General features: G+C 38.9%; 12 protein-coding genes. 8 read left to right on the top strand and 4 right to left on the bottom strand.

The window, feature by feature from the left end:
- Positions 1–46: 46 nt before the first annotated feature.
- The 4 genes from purB to PL9631_RS21280 form a co-directional block, all read right to left on the bottom strand.
- Positions 47–1,342 carry an adenylosuccinate lyase gene (gene purB / locus PL9631_RS21295; protein ID WP_083623450.1) on the bottom strand — a complete coding sequence of 432 codons (1,296 nt, stop codon included), beginning with the start codon at positions 1,340–1,342 and terminating at the stop codon, positions 47–49.
- Positions 1,343–1,639: 297 nt separating this feature from the next.
- The gene (gene ltrA / locus PL9631_RS21290) at positions 1,640–3,364 is read right to left on the bottom strand and encodes a group II intron reverse transcriptase/maturase (protein ID WP_083616028.1); all 1,725 of its coding nucleotides are present in this window, start codon (positions 3,362–3,364) and stop codon (positions 1,640–1,642) included.
- A gap of 677 nt (positions 3,365–4,041) precedes the next feature.
- On the bottom strand, positions 4,042–4,743 hold the full coding sequence (locus PL9631_RS21285; protein ID WP_083623449.1) for a Uma2 family endonuclease: 702 nt from the start codon (positions 4,741–4,743) through the stop codon (positions 4,042–4,044).
- A gap of 44 nt (positions 4,744–4,787) precedes the next feature.
- Entirely contained in the window at positions 4,788–5,381 is a 594-nt protein-coding gene (locus tag PL9631_RS21280; protein ID WP_083623448.1) for a PAP/fibrillin family protein, read from the bottom strand.
- A gap of 152 nt (positions 5,382–5,533) precedes the next feature.
- Between PL9631_RS21280 and PL9631_RS21275 the strand changes: the two genes are divergently transcribed.
- From PL9631_RS21275 to PL9631_RS21240, 8 genes are all read left to right on the top strand, one after another.
- Positions 5,534–5,773, top strand: a complete 240-nt coding sequence (locus PL9631_RS21275) for a DUF3134 domain-containing protein (protein ID WP_083623446.1) — start codon at positions 5,534–5,536, stop codon at positions 5,771–5,773.
- Between the two features lie 68 nt (positions 5,774–5,841).
- Entirely contained in the window at positions 5,842–6,948 is a 1,107-nt protein-coding gene (gene mraY, locus PL9631_RS21270; RefSeq protein ID WP_083623444.1) for a phospho-N-acetylmuramoyl-pentapeptide-transferase, read from the top strand.
- A gap of 15 nt (positions 6,949–6,963) precedes the next feature.
- On the top strand, positions 6,964–7,890 hold the full coding sequence (locus tag PL9631_RS21265; protein ID WP_083623442.1) for a glycosyltransferase: 927 nt from the start codon (positions 6,964–6,966) through the stop codon (positions 7,888–7,890).
- A gap of 369 nt (positions 7,891–8,259) precedes the next feature.
- Positions 8,260–9,561, top strand: a complete 1,302-nt coding sequence (locus PL9631_RS21260; protein ID WP_083623440.1) for an NAD(P)/FAD-dependent oxidoreductase — start codon at positions 8,260–8,262, stop codon at positions 9,559–9,561.
- Between the two features lie 58 nt (positions 9,562–9,619).
- Complete coding sequence (locus tag PL9631_RS21255) at positions 9,620–10,129, top strand: hypothetical protein (RefSeq protein WP_083623439.1); 510 nt, start codon at positions 9,620–9,622, stop codon at positions 10,127–10,129.
- 57 nt (positions 10,130–10,186) lie between these two features.
- A complete protein-coding gene (locus tag PL9631_RS21250) occupies positions 10,187–11,545 on the top strand; it encodes a DCC1-like thiol-disulfide oxidoreductase family protein (protein ID WP_083623437.1) in 1,359 nt (452 codons plus the stop codon).
- A 117-nt stretch (positions 11,546–11,662) separates the two neighbouring features.
- Positions 11,663–12,172, top strand: coding sequence for a hypothetical protein (locus PL9631_RS21245; RefSeq protein WP_083623435.1), 510 nt, complete (start codon positions 11,663–11,665; stop codon positions 12,170–12,172).
- A gap of 150 nt (positions 12,173–12,322) precedes the next feature.
- Positions 12,323–13,684, top strand: a complete 1,362-nt coding sequence (locus PL9631_RS21240; protein WP_083623433.1) for a DCC1-like thiol-disulfide oxidoreductase family protein — start codon at positions 12,323–12,325, stop codon at positions 13,682–13,684.
- The last annotated feature ends 79 nt before the right edge of the window (positions 13,685–13,763 follow it).

The following is a 13,763-nucleotide window of genomic DNA, read 5'->3' as shown; positions in this document are numbered from 1 at the left end:
GCGCCTCGCCCCTACGATGAATTAGATTTAAAAACCTGGTTTGTTTTTATATATCTAACCGTTGGTAAACTTGGTCGAGGTTTTTTAAGTGATGTTTAGGATCAAAACAAGCATCAATTTCCCCTGGAGATAATGTTGCTTTAACTTCGTCATTTTCTCTAATTAAAGATTCAAAATCTCCATCGGTTTGATTCCAAGCGGTGTGGGCGCAAGATTGCACAATTTTATAGGCTTCTTCCCTGTTAATGCCTTTTTCCACTAGGGTTAATAGCACCCGTTGACTAAAGACTACACCGCCATAAAGGTTCATATTGCGCTTCATGTTTTCGGGATAAACTAACAGATTCTTGATTAAATCTGTTAGTTCAACTAACATAAAATGAGCCACCGTTGAAGAATCGGGTAAGATCATTCGTTCAACGCAACTATGGGAAATATCCCGTTCATGCCACAGGGCAACATTTTCTAAGGCAGCAACGGCATTTCCCCGAATAATTCGCGCCATTCCCGTTAAGCGTTCACTGCGAATCGGGTTGCGTTTATGGGGCATGGCAGAAGACCCTTTTTGACCCTTAGCAAAAAATTCTTCTACTTCTAAAACATCGGTACGTTGCAGGTTACGAATTTCCACCGCAAACCGTTCAATACTAGCGGCTAATAATGCCAAAGTTTGCACATATTCCGCATGAATATCCCGGGAAATGACTTGGGTGGAAGCGGTATCGGGTTCGAGTCCTAATTTTTGACAGGCGATCGCTTCTATCCTCGGATCGACATTAGCATAGGTTCCCACGGCCCCAGAAATTTTACCGACTGCCACGGTTTGACGCAGACGGACTAAACGTTCTCGGTTGCGAAAAACTTCCGCTAACCATCCGGCTAATTTAAACCCAAAGGTAATCGGTTCCGCGTGAATCCCATGGGATCTGCCGATCATTACTGTATCTCGATGTTGTTGCGCTTGGTAACGAATGGCCTGACTCAAGGCTTCTGTGCGTTCCAATAATACATCCACACTGGCCACCATCTGCAAGGCGAGGGCCGTATCTAAGACATCGGAACTGGTTAAGCCTAAATGAATGTAGCGTCCGGCATCCCCGACATATTCGTTGACATTGGTTAAAAAGGCAATCATGTCATGGCGGACTTCGGCTTCAATTTCGAGCACCCGCTTGATATCAAAATTCGCCTTAGCCTTAATTTCATCAACGGCTTCCGATGGAATATATCCTAACTCCGCCTGGGCCTCACAGACGGCTATTTCCACTTGTAACCAAGTTTGTAGCTTGTAAGTCTCTGTCCACAAATTGCCCATTTCGGGCAAAGTATACCGTTCTATCATATTCTGGGTTTGGATTTGATCGCTTTGATGTTCAAATAGACTTTAATCGTTTAACAGTAGACGGGTGAAACAGTTGTAGCCCAATTTCCTATCTACTGCATCCGAGGTAGGTCACTCACATCCCATTTAGCACAACTGTCCTATTTTAACTTTTGATGTGGATCAGCGATCGCAACCCCTCAAAAAGTTGTTAGAGTCGATAGGAGCGTTACCACTCCTACCTCTCCTTCAGAACCGTGCTTGAGACTTTCACCTCACACGGCTCCTTGATAATTCCACCTTTGTTATAGGTACGATTCAAAACGGTTGATTGTCATAATTCTCAACTGTTTTAGTTAAAGAACCATCACTAGCCGTCTTTGTGTCGTGACAATGTTTGTGTAGAAGTTGAAGGTTATCGTAGGTATCTTTACCACCTAACGATTTAGGTATAATATGGTCAACTTCTACAATATCTGTACTTGTAAAATACAGACCACAGTGAGGACAAATACCTTTTTGTTTCTTAATAAGTGTTGCCACTCTTTTAGGAGTTTCTGGATATTCGCCTCGTCGTTTACTCCAGTAAATCCAGTCTCCATTAAACGGACTAGCTTCACCTTTAATCTTTGTATGCCTTACGATTGGCGTACTGCTATGGGTGAGTAATTCTAATCCATCTTCTGTACTGAAACACCAATTTCTGTCATCTACTGTTTTCCAGTATTTGTCTTTATTGATGTTCCCTTTTCCCCTCCTTCTTGCCCAAGCTCTTAACTTGTCGTAAGTTAGGCGGTCAACCTTTGAGAAGGTTTCTTTACTAACTGTTGTTGAATAATAGTTTGACCAACCTCTAATAATAGGGTTCAGCTTACTAATTAAGGCAGCTTGAGGTGCGGTTTTATGGGAGTCTATTACTTCAGCTATCTTGACAAGATGAGTCTTTATTTTGGCTTTTGAGGGTGTGATTAATGTACTAAAACCTAGTGGTATTCCATTCGGGTTGTTGGCACATCGGTAGTTACCTACTTTGTGTTGTTGTACATGGAATCCTAAGAACTCAAATCCAACATTCCCATCAATTTCATTGAGGGTGTGGGTTAGTTTTGTTTTACTTGGTTTTAATTCCAATCCCATGTCACTTAACCAGTCAGCGATTATCTCTTGACACTTTTTGACTACGTTTAAATCCTCATGGATTATTACGAAATCATCAGCGTAACGGATTAGACTAAGAGCCTGACGATTTCTCGCTTTTTTCCCTTTTAGAGTTTCGGCGTATTGCTTAACTCTTTCTTCCATACCATGTAGGGCAATATTCGCAAGTAAGGGTGAAATTACCCCTCCTTGTGGTGTACCATCATTGGTAGGAAAAAGTTCTTTTCCGTCCATGTACCCTGCCTTGAGCCATGTCTTGATTTGACGGCTTAATGTAGGGTATGTGTGTATTTTGGAGATTAATGCTTTGTGGTTTATGCGGTCGAAACATTTGGAGATATCAGCATCAAGTACATATTTGGACTTGTATCTAATATTCAAAAATATTGCTTCTCTTGCATCGTGGCATGAACGTCCTGGTCTAAAACCATAACTGTTTGGCTCAAATTTAGCCTCCCATTCTGGTTCTAACGCTAGTTTTACTAACGCTTGCAATGCGCGGTCGTTGATTGTGGGTATTCCTAATGGACGGGTTTCGGTTGTACCAGGTTTAGGTATTTCAACTCTGCGAGTTGGTTTAACTTTATTGGTTAACTTTAATCGTCCTACCAAGTTCATACGTTGCTTCGGGGTTAGGGATTTAATTCCGTCCACTCCTGCCGTATTTCGTCCTTGGTTATCTTGTGTTACCCTGCGAACCGCGATACATTTAGCACTCCAGGAATTAATCAGGGTCTTTTGAAGTTTACGAACTGCTTTAACATCGCCTCGTTCACTCGCTCGAAATATGCGCTTTTGCAACTTAAAAGTTACCTTTTCCAGTTTGCGCCAGTTAAGGTCTTTCCACTCCACCGTCAGATTGTTCTGCGTTTTAGATATATTCATTGCTACTTGTTCTATTTCTTTGGAATTACCGAGTATCTGTCTGCATATCTTTTGCCATTACAGCAAAGCATTCGCTTTTGATACCATCCCTTCCCTATATATCGTTCGTTAGCTACTTACTGGATTTCGACCTCTCCAGAGATATATAGGGGTTACTTCGTTCCGATTACACATTATTGAAGTCTTTAGCGTGATGTTATCCACCGGGTTTATTGGGCGGTGCTTATAAGTCGGAAGGAAAACCGCTTATGCCCTATCCTTGCCTTTTGGCTTGGTGTTTATCAAGTTTTTAACCTTGATTTAGCCATTACACCATTACAATTAACGATGATTCAGATACATCTTTGCTTGCGCTACGCATGGACTTCTTGCTCGATAGTTACCAGTTTTGGCTACCAGTAGTTCTACCTTTTAACCCCGCTTTAATCTGTTGGTTGCTACCCAATCAAACTAGGGGTTATGCTTTCACCTCAGCACTTGAGGGGTGGGACTTAATTCACCGAATTTCACCCACAAATGTAATCAGTTATCACCAGTCTTAATAACTGGGTTAACCGTCCCATAAGTCTTTTTCAACTTATTTTAGGTTAAACGAATCGCACTTCCAATTATTGTGGAGACGTACCATGGTACGTCTCCACAATGATTTTATGCGTAATAATTTCCCCCAATTAATATTAATTGACTTGATCGGGATTAAGTCCTAAACTTCGTAACTGTTCTTCCAGTTGTTGTATTCTTTGTTCGGCTAAACTGGTTTGTTCTTGAGATTGTTGCAGACGTTCTTCGGCAGTTAAATAACGGTTTCCCTGTGGATTATACCAATATAGCCAATCCCTCGTAATTCCTACATGGGTTCCCCGTTCTCGACCAATTCCTAATTGTAATTCCGGCAACCAAACCTGTTCCCCAGGTTGTAATTGATATTCACCGTTTTCCAGTTTATAAACTTCTAAAGGGGGTTTGCGTTTCCGTAGGGGATTATAAACCACATAATATAAAGCCCCCATTTCTGCATAAAACCGTTTCTTTTTCGTATATTCTCCTCGACGTTTATGGGATACAACCTCAATGATTAAAATAGGAACTTCTTGTTCTTCCCAAAGTACATAACTCAAGCGTAAATCTTCATCAATAATTCGAGGAACTCCCACACTTAAAAAACCATCGGGGACAATAGCAGGTTGTTCGGGATCATAATAAATTCCCATATCCACGCCAAAAAACCAATCCATGCGTTCAGACCAAATAGAAGCAAGGAGGATTTTTAACAGTCCAGGGATTAAATCTTGCAGTTCGTTATCCACAGGCGTATCATCGGAGTCGGGCAAATCTTCCGCCGAAGGTAAACAAAGACCAGGATTGTATTTTAATAGCATAAGGGGGAATTACGAATTACGAATTACGAATTACGAATGGGTAATTAAACAACTTTTGTTAATACAAAAACACTCCCGATGTTTCCCCGTCCGATTCTTAAATCTTCATCTAAATAAGTAATATCTAACCAGCCTTTTTGATCTCGTGCTTGTAAACTAAAGTCAATGGCAATAAACTTTTTACCCCTTTCAATATCCCCAATTAAACTATCAGGAGATTGATACCCGATAAACCGTTGATAACCAATAATAAACCGATTAAATTTAACATTAACTCGTTTTTCTGAAACGGGTTCAAATTCGGCGGCGACACTCACTAATCCTTCTAAGAAGGGTAAACTTTGAACTTCTGCAATATTATAAATTTTGCGATCGCTCACCCGAATACATTGATAAATTTGCCCTAACTCAAGCAAGGGAAATCGACCAATGCCCAGTAATTCATCGCTACTGGTATACAATAATCGCCAATTTCCCTCTAAGAGTTCAGGAACTTCTAAGGGTCGGGGGTTCGGGTTAAATTCTTCCAGTTGAGTCAGGGCGGATAAAATAGCTGCTTTATCCCCTGGAGTGGCGAGTAGACCGCGATTTTTCCCAGCAATCATTTCTAACAGCAGGGCTTTTTTTTGATTAATCATAGTTTTATCTTATGTTTAATGAATTATTGGTTAGCTTTTTTAAATCTATAAGACTCAAGATCGATTTAAAAAATATGATACTGTCCATAACCAATGATTGTGTAAAATTAAATTAACTCTAACTCAATTTCATTTGACACCGGAAACTAAAAATGCTTAATCCGTCCTTACGAGAAATTCCCGCCCATGAACCGGCTGATGTGATTCCTTCCAAACAAGAAATTTCACTAATTGCTTGGTTGGAGTCCACCGGACGTCTAATCGAGCGAGATACCGTCAGCACTACAACCGTTGACTACTTGGAGGAAGAAGAAGAAATCGCCGATCTGATTTCCGTCGATGACTCCGCCTATGAGGATGATGATGATGATGATGATGAGATAGAAAGCTAGAAATAGACGCTAGGAAACTAGCGATTTTTAGGATTTTGATAGTGTGGTGTTGAGGATTAAAAATTTTTGTGGATAGCAAACTTTATTCGGTTAAATCATTCAATGGGTCTGGACAAACCCTATTGTTTTTCCTGAGTTTAGGCTTAAGTGTGTTTGCCTTCAGTTTAGACCGGGTGAACCATAATTTATTTCAAGTTCAAGGATCGTTATTTTTACCCGCTTTGATTTGTGCGATCGCCGTTTCTATCTTAGGATATTGGGCAATTCCGCTTTTAGTCAAGATTAAAGCCGGACAATTCATCCGAGAAGATGGCCCCCAAGCCCATTTACAAAAAGCTGGAACTCCTACCATGGGAGGGATATTTTTTGTTCCTGTGGGATTGGCGATCGCTTTAATTTTAACTCAATTTAATCCCAATGTAATCGGGGTTTCTGCCGTGACTTTAGCCTATGGATTTATTGGTTGGTTAGATGATTGGCAGATTTTAAGACGTAAATCAAATAAGGGAATTTCTCCTCGAATGAAGTTGGCGTTGCAGGTAGGTTTTGCGACGCTATTTTGTGTGTGGTTAGCTGTAACTGAATCTTCAACTTTAAGCACCATTGCTTTACCTTTAGGACTAGCAATTCCCTTGGGATTATTATTCTGGCCCCTAGCAATTTTTGTCCAAGTAGCTGAAAGTAATGCCACCAATTTAACCGATGGTGTTGATGGGTTAATGGGCGGGTTAGGCGCGATCGCATTTATCGGTTTAGGTGCTTATGTTGCCCCGACTGCACCGGAATTAACCACTTTTTGTGCTTGTATGAGTGGCAGTTGTTTAGGATTTGTCACCCACAACCGCAACCCGGCAAAAGTGTTTATGGGAGATACGGGAGCTTTGGCATTGGGCGGAGGTTTAGCAACGGTAGCCCTATTAACTAATAGTTTATGGGTGTTATTAATCATTAGTGGAATTTTCTTTGTGGAAACCCTCTCTGTAATTGCTCAAGTTAGCTATTATAAAGCCACAAAAAATTCCGAGGGTGTGGGAAAACGTCTGTTCAAAATGGCGCCTTTACATCACCATTTAGAATTATCAGGATGGCATGAAACCCAAGTGGTCGGGAGTTTCTATTTAATTAATGCTATCTTAGTGTTGATTACCCTTTTCCTGGGATACAATTTTTTCTAGGTATTTTGCCTGCTCATGATTAACCTTTCTGTTGTGATCCCGGTTTATAATGGCGAGACGGATTTGCCGGATTTAATTGAATGTTTGCGATCGCAAACCTATCCGGCAGATCAAGTAGAATATTTATTAGTTGATAACAATAGTCAGGATAATTCTGTTTCTATTGTTCAGGAATTAGCCAGATCTAGTACAATTAATATTCATTCCCTATCAGAAAATAATATCCAAAGTTCCTATGCCGCTCGCAATGCCGGAATTAGAGTTGCAACCAGTGATATTATCGCATTTACCGATATGGATTGCCGACCGGAACCCCAATGGTTAGAGCAGTTAATTCAACCCTTTTCTAATCCTGATATCGGTTTGGTGGCGGGTGAAATTATCGCCTTACCCAGTCAAAACCTATTAGAAAAATATGCCGATAAACAGGAAACTTTATCCCAAAAACACACCTTAAATAATAGCTTTTTACCCTACGGTCAAACCGCTAATTTAGCGATTCGGCGTAAAATTTTTGAACAGGTGGGTTTGTTTCGTCCCTACCTAACCACTGGGGGAGATGCGGATATGTGTTGGCGGATTCAACAACAAACCGATTATCAATTAGAATTGGCATCCCAAGCAATAGTTAAACACCGTCATCGGTCTACCTTAAAAGCCTTAAAAAGTCAGTGGCGACGTTACGGAGAATCAAATCGGTATTTACATGAACTCCATGGGATTAATTTAATGGCATCCTTAACTCCTTCTGATTATCTATATCGGTTAGGACGTTGGGTTTTAAAGGAATTACCTCTGGGTACGGTCAAACTATTAACCGGAAAAGCCGAAATTGTGGATTTAATTAGTACCCCCATCTCCTTATTTAATGGAAATGCCCGTTTCCAAGGACAACAACAGGCGAAATTATCAGAAGCAGCGAAAGTGATTGAACACCTTTAAACTAGAAGCCTTATTCTGGAAATATTAACGGATGAGCTTCATAAATCTACCCCTTATGTAAAATTTCCTATTCTATCCTGAGTTATATTTTGATAAGATAAAATTATAAAATTACTGTTTGAACTATTCTGAATCCCTAAAGTCAAGCTAAAATCGGAAAAAAATTAATCCTTTGTCTAAAAATTTTGTATCGAAAATTACAAAAAATTAAAATAAAATCAATAAAAGTATAAAAATATATTATTTAATATTGGGGACAACCGCGATAACCGTTCATCGGCAATTGAAAATAAAGTTGCTATATTGGGAAGATTAATCCTATCCCAGATTTGGGATAGATTCAGCAGTTTCTCCATTGCTGATATCAAAATGAGCTATCAGTCTCGCGCCAATCTTAATGATCCCGAAAACAAAGGTTTTCCAATATCCATCTCACAACCTAAAACACCCACTAAAATCTGTATTCTAGGGGGAGGTTTTGCTGGACTTTATACCGCGTTGTCCTTAGCGCGTTTATCTTGGCATAAATCCCTAATTCCTAACATCACCTTAATTGATAAAGAGGAGCGTTTTTTATTTACACCTTTTCTTTATGAATTAATTACGGATGAATTTAGAGACTGGGAAATTGCCCCTAGTTTCCAGAAATTGCTGGCTAAAGTTAAGGTTAAATTTTGCCAAGGAACCGTTGAGAATATTAACTTAAAACAACGGGAAATTCATCTAAAAAACCAAGAGTGTTTAACCTATGATTATTTAGTCTTATCGGTAGGTCGAAAAACCTTTTCTAGTGTTGTTTCTGAGCAGGAAGTAGAAACCTATCCCTTCCGAACTTTAGCGGATGCTGAACGACTCAAACAGCGATTATCTGGATTAGAATTATCTCCAAAACCCAAAATTTCCATTGCTGTAATTGGAGGAGGGCCCAATGGCGTAGAACTAGCAGGAAAATTAGCCGACCGTTTACAAAAGCGAGGGCAAATTTATTTAATTGTTCGAGGTCAACAAATTCTGAAAGGCTTTTCAAATTTTAGCCGAAAAGTTGCTTATCAGTCCTTAGCATCTAGGGGAGTTCAACTTAAATTTCAGACTCAGATTCAATCGGTTGATCACCATCATATCACCTTAATTGAACCCGAACAGCAACACAAAATCCCGATTGATTTAGTCATTGAAACCGTCGGAACCCAACCCAGAGAATGGCTGTATCACCTGGATTGTCAGCATAATAAAAGGGGTCAAGTTTTAACAACACCCACTTTACAATTTATTGATTATCCTGAAGTTTTTGCCCTAGGAGATTTAGCCGATATTCGCAATTTGCAGGGGCAACAAGTTCCCGCAACGGCTCAAGCTGCCTTTCAACAAGGTGCTGCTACGGCTGATAATCTCAAGGCTTTAATCATGGGAAAATCTTTAAAAGCATTTCATTATGTTCACCTCGGAGAAATGCTAACCCTAGGGGTTAGAGAGGCAATTGTATCTAGTTTTGGGATTAATTTAAGTGGTTTAATTGCCTGTTGGGTGAGAACCTGGGTTTATATTCTGCTGAGAATGCCAACGGTAAATCATCGTTTACAAGTAACTCAATATCGATGGAAACAAGGAATTAAAAACCTTTTTAAAATACCCTGGAAATCGTCTAAATTCAACTTCCATAAACCACTGTAACTCCGACTCAGCCATTTCTAAACTCAGTCTCTGAAAAACAATTAGAGTTGATCAAATTATGGATACCCTCAACAAAAATAATTACAAACTTCTGGCTAAATTTTCTGTGTCTTTGACCATTTTAGGGGTAATTTATTTACAATTTTTAGCTGGAAACATTAGAACTTGTACCTATTTGGACTCTGATTTTTTCCTATTAAAACTTATTTGCCCAAGTATTCCCGATGATCCAGCTTTATATCCTTTTTTAGATTATCCCATGTATGCTGGAGCTAGATATGAGGGAACTAATGTTAATCAATACTTTCTATTTGGCGTTTTAGAGGACGGAACAGAAGTTGCGATTACCAACGAAGACTTACAAACATCTCGATATAAATTCTTGAGAAATATATTACCTGAAATCGAGAAAAAAAATCCTGAGATTATTCAATCTTATGTAAAAATTTATGAGCAAAAGTCTCAAAAGAATCTAGTAAAGTTGCGGTTAGAAAACCATCCCTTAATCATTACCCGTAAAAGCATTAATCCAGGAGACAAAATCGTAACGGTTGACCTGGAGCTATAAACTACCATTTTTCACCCGTCTGATTCTTTACAAAATTTACAAAAGTTGAATCAACCTATGAACTTTCAAAAACAGACATTGAATTTATCTAAACTTTGGAATGCTTATTGGTTCCGACCCGCACCCCTTTTTGATCTAGCCTTGTGTCGGATTATTATTGTTGGATTTCAGATTGGATATTTGCTGGTAAAAGAGTATCATCGGCAAATGCTAGAAAGAGGAGATATTCCGGGTTTAGATTACGAACCCTTACATATTGTGCAATGGTTAACCTTTCCTTGGGGAACAGAAACTATTCCTCCGGATTGGTTTTTATCCATGACTTTTGGATTGACTTTTATCTCTGGAATTACTGCTTTGATCGGATTTAAAACCAATCTAAGTTTGATATTTTTTGCCATTGGGAATCTATTTATACAAGCTTATCTTTTCTCCTTTGGAAAATACCACCATCCCCAAGCTCTACTGCTAATTACACTATTCCTTTTAGCATTAAGTCCCTCTGGAGGTGTTCTTTCCCTAGATAATCTTATGCAAAAACTCCGAACTAATATCAAAAAACAGCGATTCAAACCCTTTAATTTATTAAACAAAAAAAGTGAATTTTCTCGATGGCCGATATTGACTGCTCAGTGGTTATTTGCACTGATTTATTTATCTGCAACTATGAACAAATTATCTCAAGGAAATGGAAGTTTAATCAGTGCAGATTGGATGAACGGATACACCCTACAATATTTCTTAATTAATGATGGCTTACGCTGGGGAAGTGATCTTGGAGTTTGGTTAGGACAATATCACACCCTCGCGGTAATTTTATCTTGGATGGCAATTATTTTCGAGGCAACCTTCTTTTTAGTATTAATTTTCCCTTCCTTAGTTTGGGTTTATATTCCCGCCGGAATTGGATTTCATACCGGAATTTATTTAGCACAACGAGCACCATTTTTCCACCTTATGGTACTTTATTCAGTGTTTATACCTTGGACTAAGATGATTAAAACCTTCTCTCGTCGCCAACAGCAGTCTTCTCAACAACCCAAACCGGAAATTCTCTATGATGGTCTCTGTCCTATTTGCATTCGTTCCATGACTGTCTTGTGTTATTTTGATTGGCTTCAAAAACTAAGTTATACTTCAGTTGAAGAAGAATGGACGAGTATTCAAAAGACTCATCCTGATCTGTCTTTAGAAGCCTGTTTAGCAGAAATGCACTTGATTCTTCCCAATGGTTATGTACGCAAAGGATTTTTTGCCTTCCGTGAAATTATTCTCTATTTACCCCCTCTCTGGCCGTTATTAGCCCTGATGTATTTTCCGGGTTCTGAGATTCTGGGGCCAAAAATTTATACGTTTGTGGCTTCCCGCAGAAAACGGTTAACACGATGCAGTTTTGATAGCTGTTCTGTTAAATAAATAGTTAATAGAATTATGAATAAAAACTCCCCTCGTTGTGCTGTTCATTCCCTTACTTATCTCTGAACTTAAATTCGATTAACGGATTTTCTCTAGTCAAAAATTGAAGTAAATCCTATGATAGAAAGCCTGACTCAAAAACAATATAGGTCTGTAACCAAAGTTTCTGTTTCGATGTTTATTATAAGCGTTATTTTTGTACAATTTTCTGTGGCATTTTTCGGAATTTGTCCTAAAAAAAGCTCCTCTTTCTCCTTAAAAAGTCTTTGTCCTCGGCTGCCCAAAGACCCTGCTTTCTACCCATTTTTAAATTATCCCATGTACGCTAGAGCCCGATATGAGGGAATTAAGGTTAGGCAACACTTGCTCTTTGGAGTTTTAGAAGATGGTACAGAAATTCCCATTACCGATCAAGAACTACAGGTTTCCCGATATCTTTTTATCGAAGAGATACTCCCTAAAGTTCTGGAAAAAGATCTTCCATTTCTTAAAGAATATGTAAAAATATATGAACAAAAACATCAAAAAAAGCTAGTAAAACTGCGCTTAGAGAATCATCCCTTAGCGATCACTCGTGAAGGAGTAAATCCAGTAGAAAAAACAGTAATTGTTGATCTGATGCTCTAAATCTTACTATAGCAGTTCGCACTCGGATCTTGACAAGGGTTAAACTTTAATTTAACCACAAAGACACAAAAAAGTTGTAAAGACTAACCTGCTGATTGCTATAAACAAAAAAAATACTCACCTTATCTTTAAAAAAATCAAGATTAATTCATGAAAATTCAACAATCCAGATTACAACTCTCTAAAGTTTGGAATGCTTATTGGTTTAGACCTGCGCCCCTATTTGATCTGGCTTTGTGCCGGATCATTATTGTTGGATTTCAGTTGGGATTTATAATATTTACAGATTATTACCACAGAATTCTCGAACTAGGAGACATTTCAGGTTTAGCTTATAATCCTTGGCATATTGTAAGCTTGTTTAGCTTTCTTTGGGGAGCGCAACAAATTCCTCCCGATTGGTTTTTATCTCTAATTTTTTGCTTGACTTTTATCTGCGGAATCACTTCTTTGATCGGATTTAAAACCAATCTCAGTTTGATGGTTTTTGCCATGGGAAATTTCTTTTTAGAGGCTTATATTTTTTCTGTTGGGTCACACCACCACCACCATCGATTTGCTTTACTACTCATTGCACTATTTATCTTAGCTTTAAGCCCTTCTGGCGGTGTTATGTCTTTGGATGATTTGTTGCAAAAACTCCGAACTAATATCAAAAAACAGCGATTCAAACCCTTTAATTTATTAAACAAAAAAAGTGAATTGGCTCGATGGCCCTTATTAACAATTCAGTGGTTGTTTGCCATCGTTTACTTATCCTCAGCCCTGCACAAGTTAACTCAAGGTGCGGGCATCATAAGTACCGATTGGATGAACGGATATACCCTACAATATGTCTTGACTAATGATGGTTTACTTTGGGAAAGTGCTCTTGGAGTTTGGTTAGGGCAATACCGCATTATCGGGGTGGTTTTTGCTTGGATGGCAATTATTTTTGAGGGAACTTTCTTTTTAGTGTTGATTTTCCCTTCCTTAGTTTGGGTTTATATTCCCGCCGGAATTGGATTTCATACCGGAATTTATTTGGCACAACGAGCGCCATTTTTTACATATATAGCATTATATTCTGTGTTCATGCCTTGGACTGGGATGATCAAAACCCTCTCTCGTCGCCAACTGCATTCTTCGGGTCAACCTAAACCCGAAATTCTCTATGATGGTCTCTGTCCTTTGTGTATTCGTTCCATGACTATTCTGTGTTATTTTGACTGGTTTCAACGATTAAGTTATACTCCGGTGGAAGAACAATGGGCGAGTATTCAAAAGACTCATCCCGACCTTTCTTTAGATGCTTGTTTAGCAGAAATGCACCTAATTCTTCCTGATGGTTCTGTGCAAAAAGGTTTCTTTGCCTTCCGCGAAATTATTCGCTATTTACCGCCTCTGTGGCCGTTATTAGTCTTACTTTATTTTCCTGGGGCTGCCATCTTGGGGCCAAAAATTTATAGGTTTGTGGCTTCCCGCAGAAAACGGTTAACACGATGCAGTTTTGATAGCTGTTCTTTAAAATAAAAGGGAACAGGGAACAGGGGTAATACTTCTGACTGTTTCATATCATTATTGAAATGTTACAACCTCCGTCTCGCGCGTG

The organism is Planktothrix paucivesiculata PCC 9631 (assembly GCF_900009265.2).
In the GTDB taxonomy this organism is placed as follows: Bacteria; Cyanobacteriota; Cyanobacteriia; order Cyanobacteriales; family Microcoleaceae; genus Planktothrix; species Planktothrix paucivesiculata.
The sequence above is the reverse complement of the archived record's forward strand: the minus strand, read 5'-3'. Positions and strand labels throughout refer to the sequence as shown.

Coding starts and splice junctions, on each gene's coding strand:
- PL9631_RS21245 (WP_083623435.1), top strand. CDS start 11,663: ATGATAGAAAGCCTGACTCAAAAACAATATAGGTCTGTAACCAAAGTT.
- PL9631_RS21260 (WP_083623440.1), top strand. CDS start 8,260: ATGAGCTATCAGTCTCGCGCCAATCTTAATGATCCCGAAAACAAAGGT.
- PL9631_RS21275 (WP_083623446.1), top strand. CDS start 5,534: ATGCTTAATCCGTCCTTACGAGAAATTCCCGCCCATGAACCGGCTGAT.
- PL9631_RS21250 (WP_083623437.1), top strand. CDS start 10,187: ATGAACTTTCAAAAACAGACATTGAATTTATCTAAACTTTGGAATGCT.
- PL9631_RS21265 (WP_083623442.1), top strand. CDS start 6,964: ATGATTAACCTTTCTGTTGTGATCCCGGTTTATAATGGCGAGACGGAT.
- ltrA (WP_083616028.1), bottom strand. CDS start 3,364: ATGAATATATCTAAAACGCAGAACAATCTGACGGTGGAGTGGAAAGAC.
- purB (WP_083623450.1), bottom strand. CDS start 1,342: ATGATAGAACGGTATACTTTGCCCGAAATGGGCAATTTGTGGACAGAG.
- PL9631_RS21255 (WP_083623439.1), top strand. CDS start 9,620: ATGGATACCCTCAACAAAAATAATTACAAACTTCTGGCTAAATTTTCT.
- PL9631_RS21240 (WP_083623433.1), top strand. CDS start 12,323: ATGAAAATTCAACAATCCAGATTACAACTCTCTAAAGTTTGGAATGCT.
- PL9631_RS21285 (WP_083623449.1), bottom strand. CDS start 4,743: ATGCTATTAAAATACAATCCTGGTCTTTGTTTACCTTCGGCGGAAGAT.
- PL9631_RS21280 (WP_083623448.1), bottom strand. CDS start 5,381: ATGATTAATCAAAAAAAAGCCCTGCTGTTAGAAATGATTGCTGGGAAA.